Source organism: Pseudomonas sp. NFACC42-2, assembly GCF_900116055.1.
Taxonomy (GTDB): Bacteria; Pseudomonadota; Gammaproteobacteria; order Pseudomonadales; family Pseudomonadaceae; genus Aquipseudomonas; species Aquipseudomonas marginalis.
The window spans coordinates 125579-139147 of sequence record NZ_FOZO01000009.1; the positions used below are offsets into that span (position 1 = coordinate 125579).

Here is a 13569-nt window from a genome sequence, read left to right on the forward strand (position 1 = left end):
AAGGCGCATCCGAAGATGCGCCTTTTTAGACTGCGTAAACCTCAGTGCGCTTTCACGCAGCAGCCTTACTCAGCCTTCGGCGTCTCGCGCAGGCGGATATGCAGCTCGCGCAATGCCTTGGCATCCACCACACCCGGAGCCTGGGTCATGACGTCCGCAGCACTCTGGGTTTTCGGGAAGGCGATCACTTCACGGATCGACTGGGCACCGGTCATCAGCATCACCAGGCGGTCGAGGCCGAAAGCCAGGCCACCGTGGGGCGGCGCGCCGTATTTCAGGGCGTCGAGCAGGAAGCCGAACTTCTCTTCCTGTTCCGCTTCGTTGATGCCCAGCAGGCGGAAGACCGCTTGTTGCATCTCTTTGCGGTGGATACGGATCGAACCGCCACCCAGCTCAGTACCGTTCAACACCATGTCATACGCGCGGGACAGCGCGCCTGCCGGGTTGGCTTCCAGCTCTTCGGGCGAGCACTTCGGCGCGGTGAACGGGTGGTGCAAGGCGCTGAAGCTGCCGTCGTCGTTCTCTTCGAACATCGGGAAGTCGACGACCCACATCGGTGCCCACTTGCAGGTCAGCAGGTCCAGGTCGTGGCCCAGCTTGATCCGCAGCGCGCCCAGGGCTTCGCTGACGATCTTGGCTTTGTCGGCGCCGAAGAACACGATGTCGCCGTCGACCGCGCCCACGCGATCCAGGATCACATTGAGGTTGGCTTCCGGGATGTTCTTCACGATTGGCGACTGCAGGCCTTCAACACCCTTGGCGCGCTCGTTGACCTTGATGTACGCCAGGCCCTTGGCCCCGTAGATGCCGACGAACTTGGTGTAGTCGTCGATCTGCTTGCGCGGCATGCTCGCGCCGCCAGGCACGCGCAGGGCGGCGATGCGGCATTTCGGGTCGTTGGCCGGGCCGCTGAACACCTTGAAATCAACTTCGGTGAGCTGGTCGGCCACGTCCACCAGTTCCAGCGGGTTACGCAGGTCTGGCTTGTCCGAACCGTAGCGGCGCATGGCCTCTTCGAAGGTCATGTGCGGGAATTCGCCGAACTCCAGGTCCAGCACTTCCTTGAACAGGTTGCGGATCATCTGCTCGGTAATGCCCATGATCTCTTTTTCATCGAGGAAGCTGGTCTCGATGTCGATCTGGGTGAATTCCGGCTGGCGGTCGGCGCGCAGGTCTTCGTCGCGGAAGCACTTGGCGATCTGGTAGTAACGGTCGAAACCGGCCACCATCAGCAGCTGCTTGAACAGCTGCGGCGATTGCGGCAAGGCGAAGAAACTGCCGGCGTGGGTACGGCTAGGCACCAGGTAGTCCCGCGCGCCTTCCGGGGTGGCCCGGGTCAGGATAGGCGTTTCGACGTCAAGGAAGCCGTTCTCGTCGAGGAAGCGGCGGATGCTGGTGGTCATGCGCGAACGCAGGCGCAGCTTCTCGGCCATTTCCGGACGACGCAGGTCCAGGAAACGGTAGCGCAGGCGGGTTTCTTCGCCGACGTCGGAGTATTCGTTCAGCGGGAACGGCGGGGTTTCCGATTCGTTGAGTACTTCCAGCTCGTAGCCCAGCACTTCGATCGCACCGGACGCCATGTTCGCGTTCACGGCACCGGCAGGACGCAGGCGAACCTTGCCGGTGATCTTCACGACATACTCGCTGCGCACACGGTCAGCGGCGGCGAAGCTCTCGGCGCGGTCCGGATCGAATACCACCTGGGCCAGGCCATCACGATCACGGATATCGAGGAAGATCACCCCGCCGTGGTCGCGGCGACGGTGAACCCATCCGCAAAGGGTGATTTCCTGACCATCCAGGGTCTCGTTCAGTTGGCCGCAATAGTGGCTGCGCATCATGGTAGTGGTTTCACTTCTCGTAATTCGAAATTCGGTGGAGGCCTGCCTCGTCACCGTACATTAAAGCAGGGGACGGATAATGCAGGAGCCTGCGCATGGAGTTCAACTCAGTCTGCTTTGTCGCCGCCCGCCAGGTTCTTCTTCGAACCGGTCTTGAAATCGGTCTCGTACCAGCCGCTGCCGCTCAGGCGGAAGCCCGGCATGGACAACATCTTCTTGAGCTCGGGTGCCTGGCAGGCCGGGCAATCGACCAGCGGCGCTGCGCTGATCTTCTGGATGGCTTCCAACTGATGTCCACAGGAAGCACATTGATAGTCGTACATGGGCATGGCGATGTCTCGGCGGTCGATCGTTACTGTGCCGCGCCCGCTCCTGATAAAGAGCAGAGGGAGAAAGCCCCGGCAGCAGCAAAGCGCGGGATTATATCTGGTAAATCAAGGCAGCGCAGCCGGCTTTCTGCCCGGGGCAGGCCCACCTCGACAGTGGACCAGCCCCGAGGCCTGCCGATTACTCAGGACTTGGCGAGGCAGCACGGCCCTTTAACAGATGAACCACACACACCACCCTGACCAACCCACTGAAGTTCTTCACTCCTCCATACCGGAGGTGCACTTCCCGATCGACATAGGACAGCAATGCGCTGACAGAGCAGGCATTGATCCTGGCTATTTCCGTGAGGATATTCCAATAGATCTGCTCAAGCCGAAGACAAGTGGAAAACCCATTGAGCCTTACCGACCGGGACAATGGCTTGGCCAGCCCCATATCGAACCCCTTGGCGAAGGGGTCGACGTTTATCTTGTGGAAACCACCGGTTTCCATCACTCCCACATCCACTCCACGTGACATACACCTGACACTCCATTGCCAAACAACAGCCCATGGGTTCTCCCATTGGACAGTGGCCCTATAAGACAGCAGGACGAAGCAGGCAGCCAGAAGACGGGGCGTTGATAGGCGTAGGACAACGCCAGGAAATGCGTGGAAACAAGCAAGTGGCGCCACAACGGCGCCACTGTGGGTGACGTTTACTGGTTTTCGAGCAGGGAGCGCAGCATCCACGCGGTTTTCTCGTGAACCTGCATGCGCTGGGTCAGCAGGTCCGCGGTCGGCTCATCGCTGACCTTGTCGAGCAACGGGAAAATACCGCGTGCGGTACGCGTGACCGCCTCCTGGCCCGCCACCAGTTGCTTGATCATCTCTTCTGCGCTGGGAACGCCCTCTTCTTCCTTGATGGAGGAAAGACGGGCGTAGATCGAATAGGCGCCCGGTGCCGGGAAACCCAGGGCACGGATACGCTCGGCTATGGCGTCCACCGCCAGCGCCAGTTCGTTGTACTGCTCTTCGAACATCAGGTGCAGCGTACGGAACATGGGGCCCGTGACGTTCCAATGGAAGTTGTGGGTCTTCAGGTACAGTACATAGGTATCGGAAAGCAGCCGTGAAAGCCCATCGACGATGGATTTACGATCTTCTTCACTGATACCGATATCGATTGCCATGTTTATCCCCTTCAATTGACAAGCATTCATTGATCAGGTGCACGACCACTCTAGCAAGAGCGGCGCAGAGACGCAGCCCGACACCCTCGGGCGACATGCGGCAAATCGCCCCTGCACGACCTGTCAGCCCGTGCAGTACAAGCCTTTGGGCACGTCGGAAATTTCCTTTAAGGCCGCCAGAAACACCTGCACATGTCTAGGACAAGCGTTTCACGCAGAAATGCCACGCCCCTTTCAACCGCGGAAAATGCTCGATTTGAGTAGGCACGGCCTTTGCTGTTAAATAGGCAGCGTGTCGCCGTCGTTAATTTCCACGGCAAGCGGCATAGGCTGATACCCGCGCACGTGCCCAACGCCTCCCATTGTTCAGAAGCGAACCGTGCCAGTCAGCTCTTCCTTGTGATCCGTCTTAACGTGAGTTAATCAAAATGTTGAAAATCGTCCACCTGCTAACGGGCGTTGCAGCGTTGCTGCTGTCCTTTATCCCGAGCCTGCAACCTGAAAGCCTGCCCTACCTGCAACAACACGACGCTCTGTACCTGGCCTTGTTCGGCCTTCTTAACCTGACGCTCGCTCCCGTAATCCCTTACTGGAACAAAGGCACACGTCATCAACTGCAAAACCTGGTCAGCGCGCTGCTGGTACTGACCGTTGTCGTACAAACCCTCACCCTCCTGGCACCTATGCCTGAAGTGGGCGGCCATCCGGCCATCCTGCTCAGCCTGGTGATTGCTGTGGTCGCCATCATTCTTCACCTGGCCATCAGCTTCTACCGTTCGTCCCCGGCGGCCGCGTCGCAAAACTACGACATGACCAATCGGGATACCGGTACCGTCAAGTGGTTCAACACCTCCAAAGGCTTCGGCTTTATTTCCCGCGATTCGGGCGACGACATCTTCGTCCACTTCCGGGCTATCCGTGGCGAAGGCCATCGCGTCCTGGTGGAAGGCCAGCGCGTGGAGTTCTCCGTGATGAATCGCGACAAAGGCCTGCAAGCCGAAGACGTGATCGCTGCCCTGCCGCGTCGCTGATTCCAGCCGTCGCAGCAAAAAAAACCGCGATCCAGCCTGGCTGGGTCGCGGTTTTTTATTGCACTCGGATTAATAGTGCGGTGGCGGCGCCTCTTCTTCGGACGTCTCGAACTGGCCGCCCATTTCTTCCTGACGCTTGAGCAGCGCGGTCATCTGCAGCTGCAGGCGTTCAACCGCACGCTGCTGGGCGACCAGGATGTCATTGAGGGTCTCGATGGTGTCGTCCTGAAAGGCCAGGCGGCTTTCCAGATCGGTAACGCGGTCTTGCAAGTCCATGGTTCAACCCTGGGTAAAGATAAAGTCGGCAGGCAGCAACGCGTGCAGGCGCACACGAATGGCCGCCACTTGTTCTTCAGTGTACGGCTGGGCCGGATGCTTGCCCCAAACCGGCGCAGGCCACGCGGCGTCATCACGCTTGCGTACGATCACATGCACGTGCAATTGGCTGACGACATTGCCCAGCGCACCGATATTCATCTTGTCGGCGCCCAGGCCTTCGTTGAGTAACTGCGCCAGCAACGTAGTTTCCTTCCAGAGGATCCGTTGATCTGCGACATCCAGCTGAAACACTTCGCTGATACCGTTGATGCGTGGCACCAGGATGAACCAGGGGTAATTCGAGTCATTGGACAGCAGCAGGCGGCACAACGGGAAGTCCCCGATCACCAGTGTGTCTTGTTGCAGGCGTTGGTCTAAGGCGAACACCACGGGCACTCCGTTTGGCAGGTCAAGTTCTGGCGCCCAGCATACCTTTGAATGCAGGCGGCTTCACGGCGAATGCGGGAGAGCCCCGGCGCATCCGGAGAAAAAAACCGCACCCTTTCGATGCAGGCGAATAATTGAGCTACGCTAACTCGGGCCTCACCGGGATGCACCAAAATGACCCACTTGTGCCTCAAAGAGATCCGCCAACTACCCACCCATGGGGGTGGACCGGTAACGTTTTCCTCGGGCAACGTTTTTTTGCACCCCCCAACAGCGGTAACACACGGGCGTCAAGCCCAAACCAAACGGCGTAAAAAGCCCGTGCTTATGCGGTTTTTACCCCGTCGTAACGTTTTTCACGAAAAAATGACATTCAGTTACCGGTTTGGGCGCGCTTGTTGCATTCACCCCCCTATCGTCGACAACGGCACCTGCAGGGAAGTGAGTGTTTCGCGATAAAAAACAGTGGCGTTTCAATGCATACCAAGGAAGACGACAAACGCTGAAAGACGTTTGAAAACAGCATTGAAGTTGTCAGTCCCGTTACATTCGGACTGTGAATTTGCGACATGGAACTAGCAATTTACGACAGCCTCGTAAAGAAGCTGAAAGGAAAGATGGGTAAGTATCGTCAATAGAGTCTGCGTGATATAACTTTGCGCCGACACAAAAAAGAAAGAGCCGCCCAGATAAAAATACAGGTGGGACGGCAGTACTCTTCCTAAAACCAAAGGAGCAAATCACGATGCGCGTGATGAAGTGGAGCATGATCGCCCTGGCTGTTTCAGCAGGCACCTCGCAGTTCGCAATGGCGTCCGCCCAGGACGATTCCAAGGGCTTTGTTGAAGACAGTACGTTCAGCATCAATACTCGCGCGCTGTACTTCAGCCGCGATTTCCGTAATGAACCAGCGGGCGGCTACGCCACGGTCAACGGCAAGCGCAAAAGCCGTGCTGAAGAAACGGGCTTGGGCTTCAATGCACTGTTCGAATCGGGCTTCACCCAAGGCACTATCGGCGTCGGTTTCGATGCAATCGGCCTGCTGGGCGTCAAGCTCGACAGTGGCAAGGGTCGCGCGGGCACCGGACTGTTCCCCACCGGTTCCGACGGTCGTTCGCAAGATGACTACTCCAAAGGCGGCGGCGCCATCAAGTTCCGCTTCTCCAACACCGTGCTGAAAGTCGGTGACCAATACACCACAGCCCCTGTGTTCGCTTCCGACGACAGCCGTCTGCTGCCGGAACTGCCACAAGGTATCTCGATCACCAGCAACGAGATCAAGGGCCTGAAACTGGAAGGCGGCCACTTCACTTCCAGTGTTGCGCAGAACCAGACGTTTCATGACAGCCTGGGCCTGACCAAGACCGACTTTGTCGGCGGTGTATACTCGTTCACTCCAGAGCTCACCGGCAGCCTGTACTACGCTAAAACCGAAGACTACTTCCGCAAGTACTACAGCAACGTGAACTGGACCCACGCGCTCAGCGATGACCAGTCCTTCGCTCTGGACTTCAACATCTACGACACCAAGAGCGACGGTGCCGGCCTGCAGCGTGCCGAAAAAGATGGCACGACCAAGCTCGACAACCGCGCGTTCAGCTTGCAGGGCGCCTACACCATCGGCGCTCACACGTTCACCCTGGCAGCCCAGAAGGTTACCGGCGACGGCGACTACGGCTACGGCGTAGACGGCGGCGGCACGGTCTTCCTGGCCAACTCCGTTGCCCGTTCCGACTTCAACGCCGAAGGCGAGAAGTCCTACCAGGCACGTTACGACATCAACATGGCAACCTTTGGCGTTCCTGGTTTGAGCTTCATGACTCGTTACATAACCGGTAGCGGCGCCGACACCGGCACCACTAACAATGGTAAAGAGTGGGAACGCGATATCGAAGCCAAGTACGTGATTCAGAGCGGTCCAGCCAAAAACCTGAGCCTGCGTCTGCGTCAAGCGACCTATCGCTCCGGCGATGGCGTGTACTACGGTTCGCCTTCGATCGACGAACTGCGTCTGATCGCAAACTACCCGCTGAACATCTTGTAATTGCCGGTTCAATTACAACGATGACTTAAGGCCCCGGCCTTAAACAAAAAAGCCGCTCCCCTGTTTACAAGGGAGCGGCTTTTTCATTGCAGTTTTCTTTCGACAAATAATAACTAGCAAGCTAACTAATGAGATTCAGGTGACACGTTTAACCTGACCTTTCGGCCAAGTTAAACGCGCTTCTTTCACTTACTTCGGAGCTGCTTCCTGCATCACTCGAATAACGCGCTGCGGAAATGGAATATCAATCCCCGCTGCCTTTAAACGATCACGCGCCAGTTCATTCAACATGAACACTACATCCCAATAATCCGGGGTATTGGTCCAGCAGCGCAGGGAAACCGTGATCGAGCTATCGCCCAAGGTCGACACCACGGCCACCGCAGCAGGATCCGTCAATACGCGCGGATCTTTTGCCAGGTCCAGCAGTACTTCACGGGCCTTTTGCAGATCCGCCTCGTAGTCCACACCCACGTCAAACACCACCTTGCGGGTCGGCTGACGGTTGGTGTTGGTGATGATGCCGTTGGACAGGATGCCGTTGGGTACGATGACAGTCTTGTTGTCGCCGGTACGCAGCACGGTGTGGAAGATCTGGATACTGTCGACGGTCCCGGAGGTGCCCTGGGCCTCGATCCAGTCACCAATGCGGAACGGGCGGAACAACAGGATCAGCACGCCACCGGCAAAGTTGGCCAGGCTGCCTTGCAACGCCAGGCCGATGGCCAAGGTAGCGGCACCGATGGCGGCGACGAACGACGTGGTCGCCACGCCGATCATCGAGGCCACGCTGACAATCAGCATGACTTTCAGCGCAATGTTCGCCAGGCTGGTGATGAAGTGCTGCAGCGCCAGGTCCGCGTTACGCATGGCCAGCAGGCGGCCCACGCGGTGGGTCAATACGTTGATCAGCCACCAGCCAATGGCCAGGGTGATCACCGCCAGCAACACTCGGCTGCCGTATTCCATGATCATCGGGATCCATGACTGCGAGGTCTTGATCAAATGATCCATTTCAGCGTTTAAATCCATGTAGCTTCTCCTGTATGGCGGATGTGCGGCTTATTGACTGCCTGAAAACGCAAATGAGCCCCGTAGGGCTCAAGAGCAGGCGCTGGCTCTGGGGCGTGGGACGTCGAAAACGCCCGCAGGTTCCCCAATGTGCCATCAGTCGCGGAAGTTATTGAACTGCAGCGGCATGTCGAAGGTCTTGGCGCGCAGGGCCGCAATGGCGTCCTGCAGGTCATCACGCTTCTTGCCGGTGACGCGAACCTGCTCACCCTGGATGGCAGCCTGGACTTTCAGCTTGGCATCCTTGATATGGGCGACGATCTTCTTCGCCAGCTCCTTGTCGATGCCTTCCTTGAGTACGGCTTCCTGCTTCATCAGCTTGCCGGAGGCGTAGGCGTCCTTGATTTCAAGGCACTGTGCGTCGATCTTGCGCTTGACCAGCGACAGCTTGAGGATCTCGATCATCGCTTCCAGCTGGAAATCGGCTTCAGCGGTCAGGTTGACGGTCAGTTCCTTTTCCTTGAATTCGAAGCTGCCCTTGCCTTTCAAGTCATAGCGGCGGTCCAGCTCCTTGACGGCGTTCTCGACGGCGTTGGTGACTTCGTGTTTGTCCAGTTCAGATACCACGTCGAACGAAGGCATGTGATTTCTCCAATATAAGGGGCGGGTTCAGTAGAGATGGAGCGCGCCCGAGCTAAAATGCCGGGGCATTATAGCGGTTCTTTCGTCCCGTTCACTGTGAGCGACCCTACGGAGCAAAAACTGATGTCGACCACCTGGCATATTCTCGGCGCGGGCAGCCTGGGCACACTGTGGGCCACCCGCCTGGCTCGTGCCGGCTTGCCCGTCAGGTTGATCCTGCGCGATGCCAGGCGCCTGGCCAGCTACCGGGCTTCACCCGGCTTGACCCTCGTGGAACACGGCGTCGCCCATACCTACCCGGTGTTCGCTGAAACGCCCGACAGCCCCGAGCCGATTCATCGCCTGCTGGTAGCGTGCAAGGCCTACGACGCCCAGGGCGCTGTCGCACAGCTGCAACACCGCCTGGCATCGGACGCCGAGCTGATCCTGCTGCAGAACGGCCTCGGCAGCCAAGACGCGGTGGCCGCGCAACTGCCCCAGGCGCGCTGCATTTTTGCCTCCAGCACCGAAGGCGCGTTTCGCGACGGTGACTGGCGCGTGGTGTTCGCCGGCCATGGCTACACCTGGCTGGGGGACGCGAGCCACCCTATTCCGCCGCTGTGGCTGGATGACTTGCACGCTGCGGGCATCCCCCACGAATGGAGTACCGACATCCTGACGCGCCTATGGCGCAAACTGGCGCTCAATTGCGCGATCAACCCGCTGACGGTGCTTTACCAGTGCCGCAACGGCGAACTGCAGAACCATCAATGTGAAGTCGCGACCCTGTGTGCCGAGCTTGGCGAACTGCTGGAATGCTGCGGCCAACCCGCCGCCGCGCGGGATCTGCACCAGGAAGTGGAACGGGTCATCCAGGCCACGGCCGCCAACTATTCCTCCATGTACCAGGACGTGGCCAACGCCCGCCGCACCGAAATCAGCTACTTGTTGGGCTATGCTTGCCAGGCGGCCGCCCGTCACCAATTGAGCCTGCCCCATGTGCAACAACTGCAAGTGCGCCTGGTCGAGCAGTTACTTGCACGCGGATTGCCCCGCGACTGAGGCACGCGCTACCCTGCCCGCCTGTCTATCACCTGGGAAAACCCTGATGCCGCTGCGCCAGCGTCTAGAAAACCTACCGGTCGGGCAGAAACTGCTGGCCGCCCTGCTGGTGCTGCTGACCACCGTCCTGCTGGTGGCCAACCTGACCTTTATCAGCGCCGCCTACTGGATCTCCCAGGAAAGCATGGCCCCCCAGGCCTTGCAGGCCATCGGCCGGCTGGTATCCAACCCGGCTCTCGCCGCCGAAGCCCTTGAATCCCCGGCCAAGGCCGATGCGCTGCTCAATGAACTGACCAGCTATTCGCCCCTGCGCGCCGCCGCCCTGTACGACGGCGAAGGCAATCGCCTGGCGCAGATGCAACACGGCGATCGCCTGCACCTGCCGGACAACTACCGGCATATCGAAGCCTGGCGAGTGACCGAATTTCGCAGTAACCAGGTCATCACCCTGCCCCGTCCCGGCCAACCGTCCGGCCACCTGCTGCTGGTGGCCAGCAGTGAGCTGCCGGTGGCCTTCTATACCGGCACATTGACGGCGAGCCTGGGCATCCTGATTTTCAGTGTGCTGCTGTGGTTGATCATCGCCCGGCAGATCAAACGCCTGATCACTCGGCCGATCCATGAACTCGAAGAGCTGTCACGCCAGGTGACCCGCGAAGAGAACTACGCCCTGCGTGCCGGCCGGGGCAACCGCGATGAAATCGGCAGCCTGGCCGAAGCCTTCAACACCATGCTGTCGCGCATCGAAGCCCGGGAGCAGCAGCTCAAGCGCGCGCGGGATGACTCCCAGGCGGCCTACGACCAGGCACAAGGCCTGGCCGAAGAGACACGCCACACCAACCGCAAGCTGGAGCTGGAAGTCCAGGTGCGCAGCAAGATCGAGAAAAAGCTCACCGGTTTCCAGAACTACCTGAACAGCATCATCGACTCGATGCCTTCGGCACTGATCGCCCTGGACGAACAGCTCTACGTCACCCAATGGAATCAGGAGGCCACGGCCCTGTCCGGCACGCGCCTGGATGAAGCGCTGAATCAACCGATCTACCTCGCCTTCCAGCCGCTCAAGCCGTACCTGCCGCAGATCAAGGCCACAGTGGAGCAACACACGGTGGAACGCATCGAGCGCGTCACCTGGATCAAGGACGACGAACCCAAGCATTACGCCCTGACCTTCTACCCGCTGATGGGCGGTGCCGGGCGCGGCGTGGTGATCCGTATCGACGACATCACCCAGCGCCTGTCACTGGAAGAGATGATGGTGCAGTCGGAAAAAATGCTTTCCGTCGGCGGACTTGCCGCCGGCATGGCCCACGAGATCAACAACCCGTTGGGGGCAATCCTGCATAACGTGCAGAACATTCGCCGGCGCCTGTCCCCCGACTTGCCCAAGAACCTGGAACACGCCGAACAGGTGGGCGTTGAGCTGGACACCGTCAACCGTTACCTGCAAAGCCGCGAAGTGCCGCAACTGCTCGACGGTATCCAGCAGGCGGGGGCACGGGCGGCGAAAATCGTCACCCACATGCTCAGCTTCAGCCGCCGCAGCAACCGGCAGATGGCGCCTTGCGACTTGCCAGCGCTGATCGACCAGGCGGTAGAAATCGCCGGTAACGACTTTGACCTGGCCATTGGCTTCGACTTCAAGGGCCAGGCAATCATCCGTCAGTTCGACCCGCAACTGGGCCCCGTGCCCGGCACGGCCAACGAACTGGAACAGGTGCTGCTCAACCTGCTGAAAAACGCCGCCCAGGCCATTCACCTGCGCGAAGACGACAGCGAACCGGGGCGCATCATCCTGCGCACGCGCCTTAACCCGCCGTGGGCGGAAATCCAGGTGGAAGACAATGGCATTGGCATGAGCGAAAACGTGCGCAAACGCACCTTCGAGCCGTTCTTTACCACCAAGGAAATCGGCCAGGGCACCGGGCTTGGGCTGTCGGTGTCGTACTTCATCATCACCAACAACCACAAGGGCCAGATGGAGGTGCATTCCACCCTCGGCCAAGGCACCTGCTTCACCTTGCGCCTGCCCCTGGCGGGCCAACTGCCACCTTACGAACTCACCCAACTGGAGCACTGACCATGGGCTTTCGCCTGTCGAAGATTTACACCCGCACCGGCGATAAAGGCGAAACCGGCCTCGGTGACGGCCGCCGCGTACCCAAGGACCATCCCCGGGTAGAAGCCATCGGCGAGGTCGATACGCTCAATAGCCAGTTGGGGTTACTGCTGGCGTATCTCGAAGCCCTCGGCGGGCAGTATCCAGGCTTACAGGACGTGATCGAGGTGCTTACGCCTTGCCAGCATCGACTGTTCGATCTGGGTGGGGAGTTGGCAATGCCGGAGTACAAGGCATTGAACGCGGCGGAAGTGGATCGGCTGGAAGCGGCGATCGATCGCTGGAACGAAGAGCTAGGGCCCCTGGAGAATTTCATTTTGCCCGGTGGTTCAGCGCTGATTGCCCAGGCCCATGTGTGCCGCAGCCTGGCGCGCAGTGCCGAGCGGCGCTGTCAGCATTTGAATGCTGTCGAGCCGTTGGAAGGGGTGGGGCTGGCGTATATTAATCGGCTGTCGGATTTGCTGTTTGTGGCGGCAAGGGTGATCGCCAGGCGCCAGGGGGTGGCAGAAGTGTTGTGGCAGGCGGCGGCGAAGCCACACTGATGATGATTCGGTGACTGATAGGGCCTCATCGGGGGCAAGCCCCCTCCCACACTTTGATCACATTCCAAAGTTGGAACCCGGTCGAATGTGGGAGGGGGCTTGCTCCCGATAGGGCCCTTCAGGGCACCATCAAGCCTCAGGCCAGAACGCCCGAATCCCTGCGACACCTTGAGCGCCGGCTTCCCAAGCCTGTTCCCGCTCAGCAGGCCCTACCCCACCCAACAGAAACACCGGCTTGCTGAACCGACGGATCAACTCTGCCGCCTGCTCCCAGCCCAACGGCTGCGCATCGGGATGGGTCTGGGTCGGCTGCACCGGCGACAGCGTGACAAAATCCACGTCCATCAACTCCGCCAACGCCAGTTCTTCCGCGTTATGGCATGACGCCGCCAACCAGCGGTCCTTCGGCAACGGCCGGCCCTTGCTCGCATATTTGCGCAGTTGGGCCGAAGTCATATGCCAGCCGGCCGCCGGGAAGTCCCCGAGCCATTCAAACGGACCCTTGAGCATCAACTGCGCCTTCCCGGCGCACAGGCCCACCGCATCTACCGCGAGGTCGCGGTATTTGGGGTCGTAACCGTTGGGCGCCCGCAGCTGGATCAGCTTGATGCCACCGGCGATAGCCTTCTGGATCCCGCGCAAGAGCGTGGGCGTTTCCAGCTCGCCCGGCGTGATCAGGTAGTCGGCCGGCAAGCGCGCAGCCGCCACGATCGGCGCATTGGCCGCCGGGAACTCATAGTTGGGCAGATCGCGCGGGGCCACCCATTCCAGCGGTTGTCCCTCGGCACCGTGGGGCTCGCCGGTAAAAGCCGAGACTTCCCAGACATCCAGCAACACCTGCTTGTCCGGGTAGTCATGTTGCACCTTGATCAGCGGTCGCGCCGTGGAGACCTGGATACCCAGTTCTTCCTGCAACTCACGGGACAGGGCCGTGGCGACCGACTCATCGGCCTCCACCTTGCCACCGGGAAACTCCCACAGGCCGCCCTGATGCTGGGTATCGGCACGGCGCGCCAGCAGGATCCTGCCGTCGACACCGCGGATCACCGCTGCTGCTACATGCACTCGTTTCACCGCGCTTATCCTCTTCT

14 protein-coding genes are annotated in these 13569 nt (G+C 59.7%); 5 read left to right on the plus strand and 9 right to left on the minus strand.

All coding sequences use genetic code 11. The features are described from left to right. Positions 1–65 precede the first annotated feature (65 nt). The 4 genes from aspS to BM416_RS18115 all read right to left on the minus strand — a co-directional run bounded on the left by aspS (position 66) and on the right by BM416_RS18115 (position 3343). On the minus strand, positions 66–1841 hold the full coding sequence (aspS, locus tag BM416_RS18100) for an aspartate--tRNA ligase (protein WP_027605538.1): 1776 nt from the start codon (positions 1839–1841) through the stop codon (positions 66–68). Between the two features lie 107 nt (positions 1842–1948). After that, a complete protein-coding gene (locus tag BM416_RS18105; protein ID WP_010208103.1) occupies positions 1949–2170 on the minus strand; it encodes an FmdB family zinc ribbon protein in 222 nt (73 codons plus the stop codon). Between the two features lie 178 nt (positions 2171–2348). Then, entirely contained in the window at positions 2349–2690 is a 342-nt protein-coding gene (locus tag BM416_RS18110) for a ribbon-helix-helix domain-containing protein (RefSeq protein WP_092488939.1), read from the minus strand. 179 nt (positions 2691–2869) lie between these two features. Then, positions 2870–3343: a Dps family protein gene (locus tag BM416_RS18115; RefSeq protein ID WP_027605536.1), complete on the minus strand. Its 474-nt coding sequence runs from the start codon at positions 3341–3343 to the stop codon at positions 2870–2872. A gap of 428 nt (positions 3344–3771) precedes the next feature. On the opposite strand from BM416_RS18115, the gene BM416_RS30995 reads away from it, so the two are divergent. Continuing rightward, on the plus strand, positions 3772–4374 hold the full coding sequence (locus BM416_RS30995; protein WP_092488940.1) for a cold-shock protein: 603 nt from the start codon (positions 3772–3774) through the stop codon (positions 4372–4374). A gap of 69 nt (positions 4375–4443) precedes the next feature. On the opposite strand, the gene BM416_RS18125 is transcribed toward BM416_RS30995, so the two are convergent. Further along, the gene (locus tag BM416_RS18125; protein WP_027605535.1) at positions 4444–4650 is read right to left on the minus strand and encodes a SlyX family protein; all 207 of its coding nucleotides are present in this window, start codon (positions 4648–4650) and stop codon (positions 4444–4446) included. Positions 4651–4653: 3 nt separating this feature from the next. Beyond that, positions 4654–5079, minus strand: coding sequence for an HIT domain-containing protein (locus BM416_RS18130; RefSeq protein ID WP_092488976.1), 426 nt, complete (start codon positions 5077–5079; stop codon positions 4654–4656). A 745-nt stretch (positions 5080–5824) separates the two neighbouring features. Between BM416_RS18130 and BM416_RS18135 the strand changes: the two genes are divergently transcribed. Continuing rightward, positions 5825–7123, plus strand: coding sequence for an OprD family porin (locus tag BM416_RS18135; RefSeq protein ID WP_092488941.1), 1299 nt, complete (start codon positions 5825–5827; stop codon positions 7121–7123). A gap of 189 nt (positions 7124–7312) precedes the next feature. On the opposite strand, the gene BM416_RS18140 is transcribed toward BM416_RS18135, so the two are convergent. Both BM416_RS18140 and BM416_RS18145 read right to left on the minus strand, forming a co-directional pair. After that, a complete protein-coding gene (locus tag BM416_RS18140) occupies positions 7313–8155 on the minus strand; it encodes a mechanosensitive ion channel family protein (RefSeq protein ID WP_027605532.1) in 843 nt (280 codons plus the stop codon). A gap of 135 nt (positions 8156–8290) precedes the next feature. After that, positions 8291–8776 carry a YajQ family cyclic di-GMP-binding protein gene (locus BM416_RS18145; RefSeq protein ID WP_053135814.1) on the minus strand — a complete coding sequence of 162 codons (486 nt, stop codon included), beginning with the start codon at positions 8774–8776 and terminating at the stop codon, positions 8291–8293. A gap of 123 nt (positions 8777–8899) precedes the next feature. On the opposite strand from BM416_RS18145, the gene BM416_RS18150 reads away from it, so the two are divergent. The 3 genes from BM416_RS18150 to BM416_RS18160 are packed head-to-tail and all read left to right on the plus strand — an operon-like array spanning position 8900 to position 12478. Further along, positions 8900–9817: a putative 2-dehydropantoate 2-reductase gene (locus BM416_RS18150; RefSeq protein WP_092488942.1), complete on the plus strand. Its 918-nt coding sequence runs from the start codon at positions 8900–8902 to the stop codon at positions 9815–9817. A gap of 46 nt (positions 9818–9863) precedes the next feature. Then, complete coding sequence (locus BM416_RS18155; RefSeq protein WP_065925888.1) at positions 9864–11897, plus strand: sensor histidine kinase; 2034 nt, start codon at positions 9864–9866, stop codon at positions 11895–11897. Between the two features lie 2 nt (positions 11898–11899). Beyond that, positions 11900–12478 (plus strand): cob(I)yrinic acid a,c-diamide adenosyltransferase, encoded by a 579-nt coding sequence (locus tag BM416_RS18160; RefSeq protein ID WP_092488943.1) that lies wholly within the window; start codon positions 11900–11902, stop codon positions 12476–12478. Positions 12479–12607: 129 nt separating this feature from the next. Here BM416_RS18160 and BM416_RS18165 read toward each other — a convergent pair whose 3' ends face one another. After that, the gene (locus BM416_RS18165; RefSeq protein ID WP_092488944.1) at positions 12608–13552 is read right to left on the minus strand and encodes a Nudix family hydrolase; all 945 of its coding nucleotides are present in this window, start codon (positions 13550–13552) and stop codon (positions 12608–12610) included. Positions 13553–13569 lie beyond the last annotated feature (17 nt).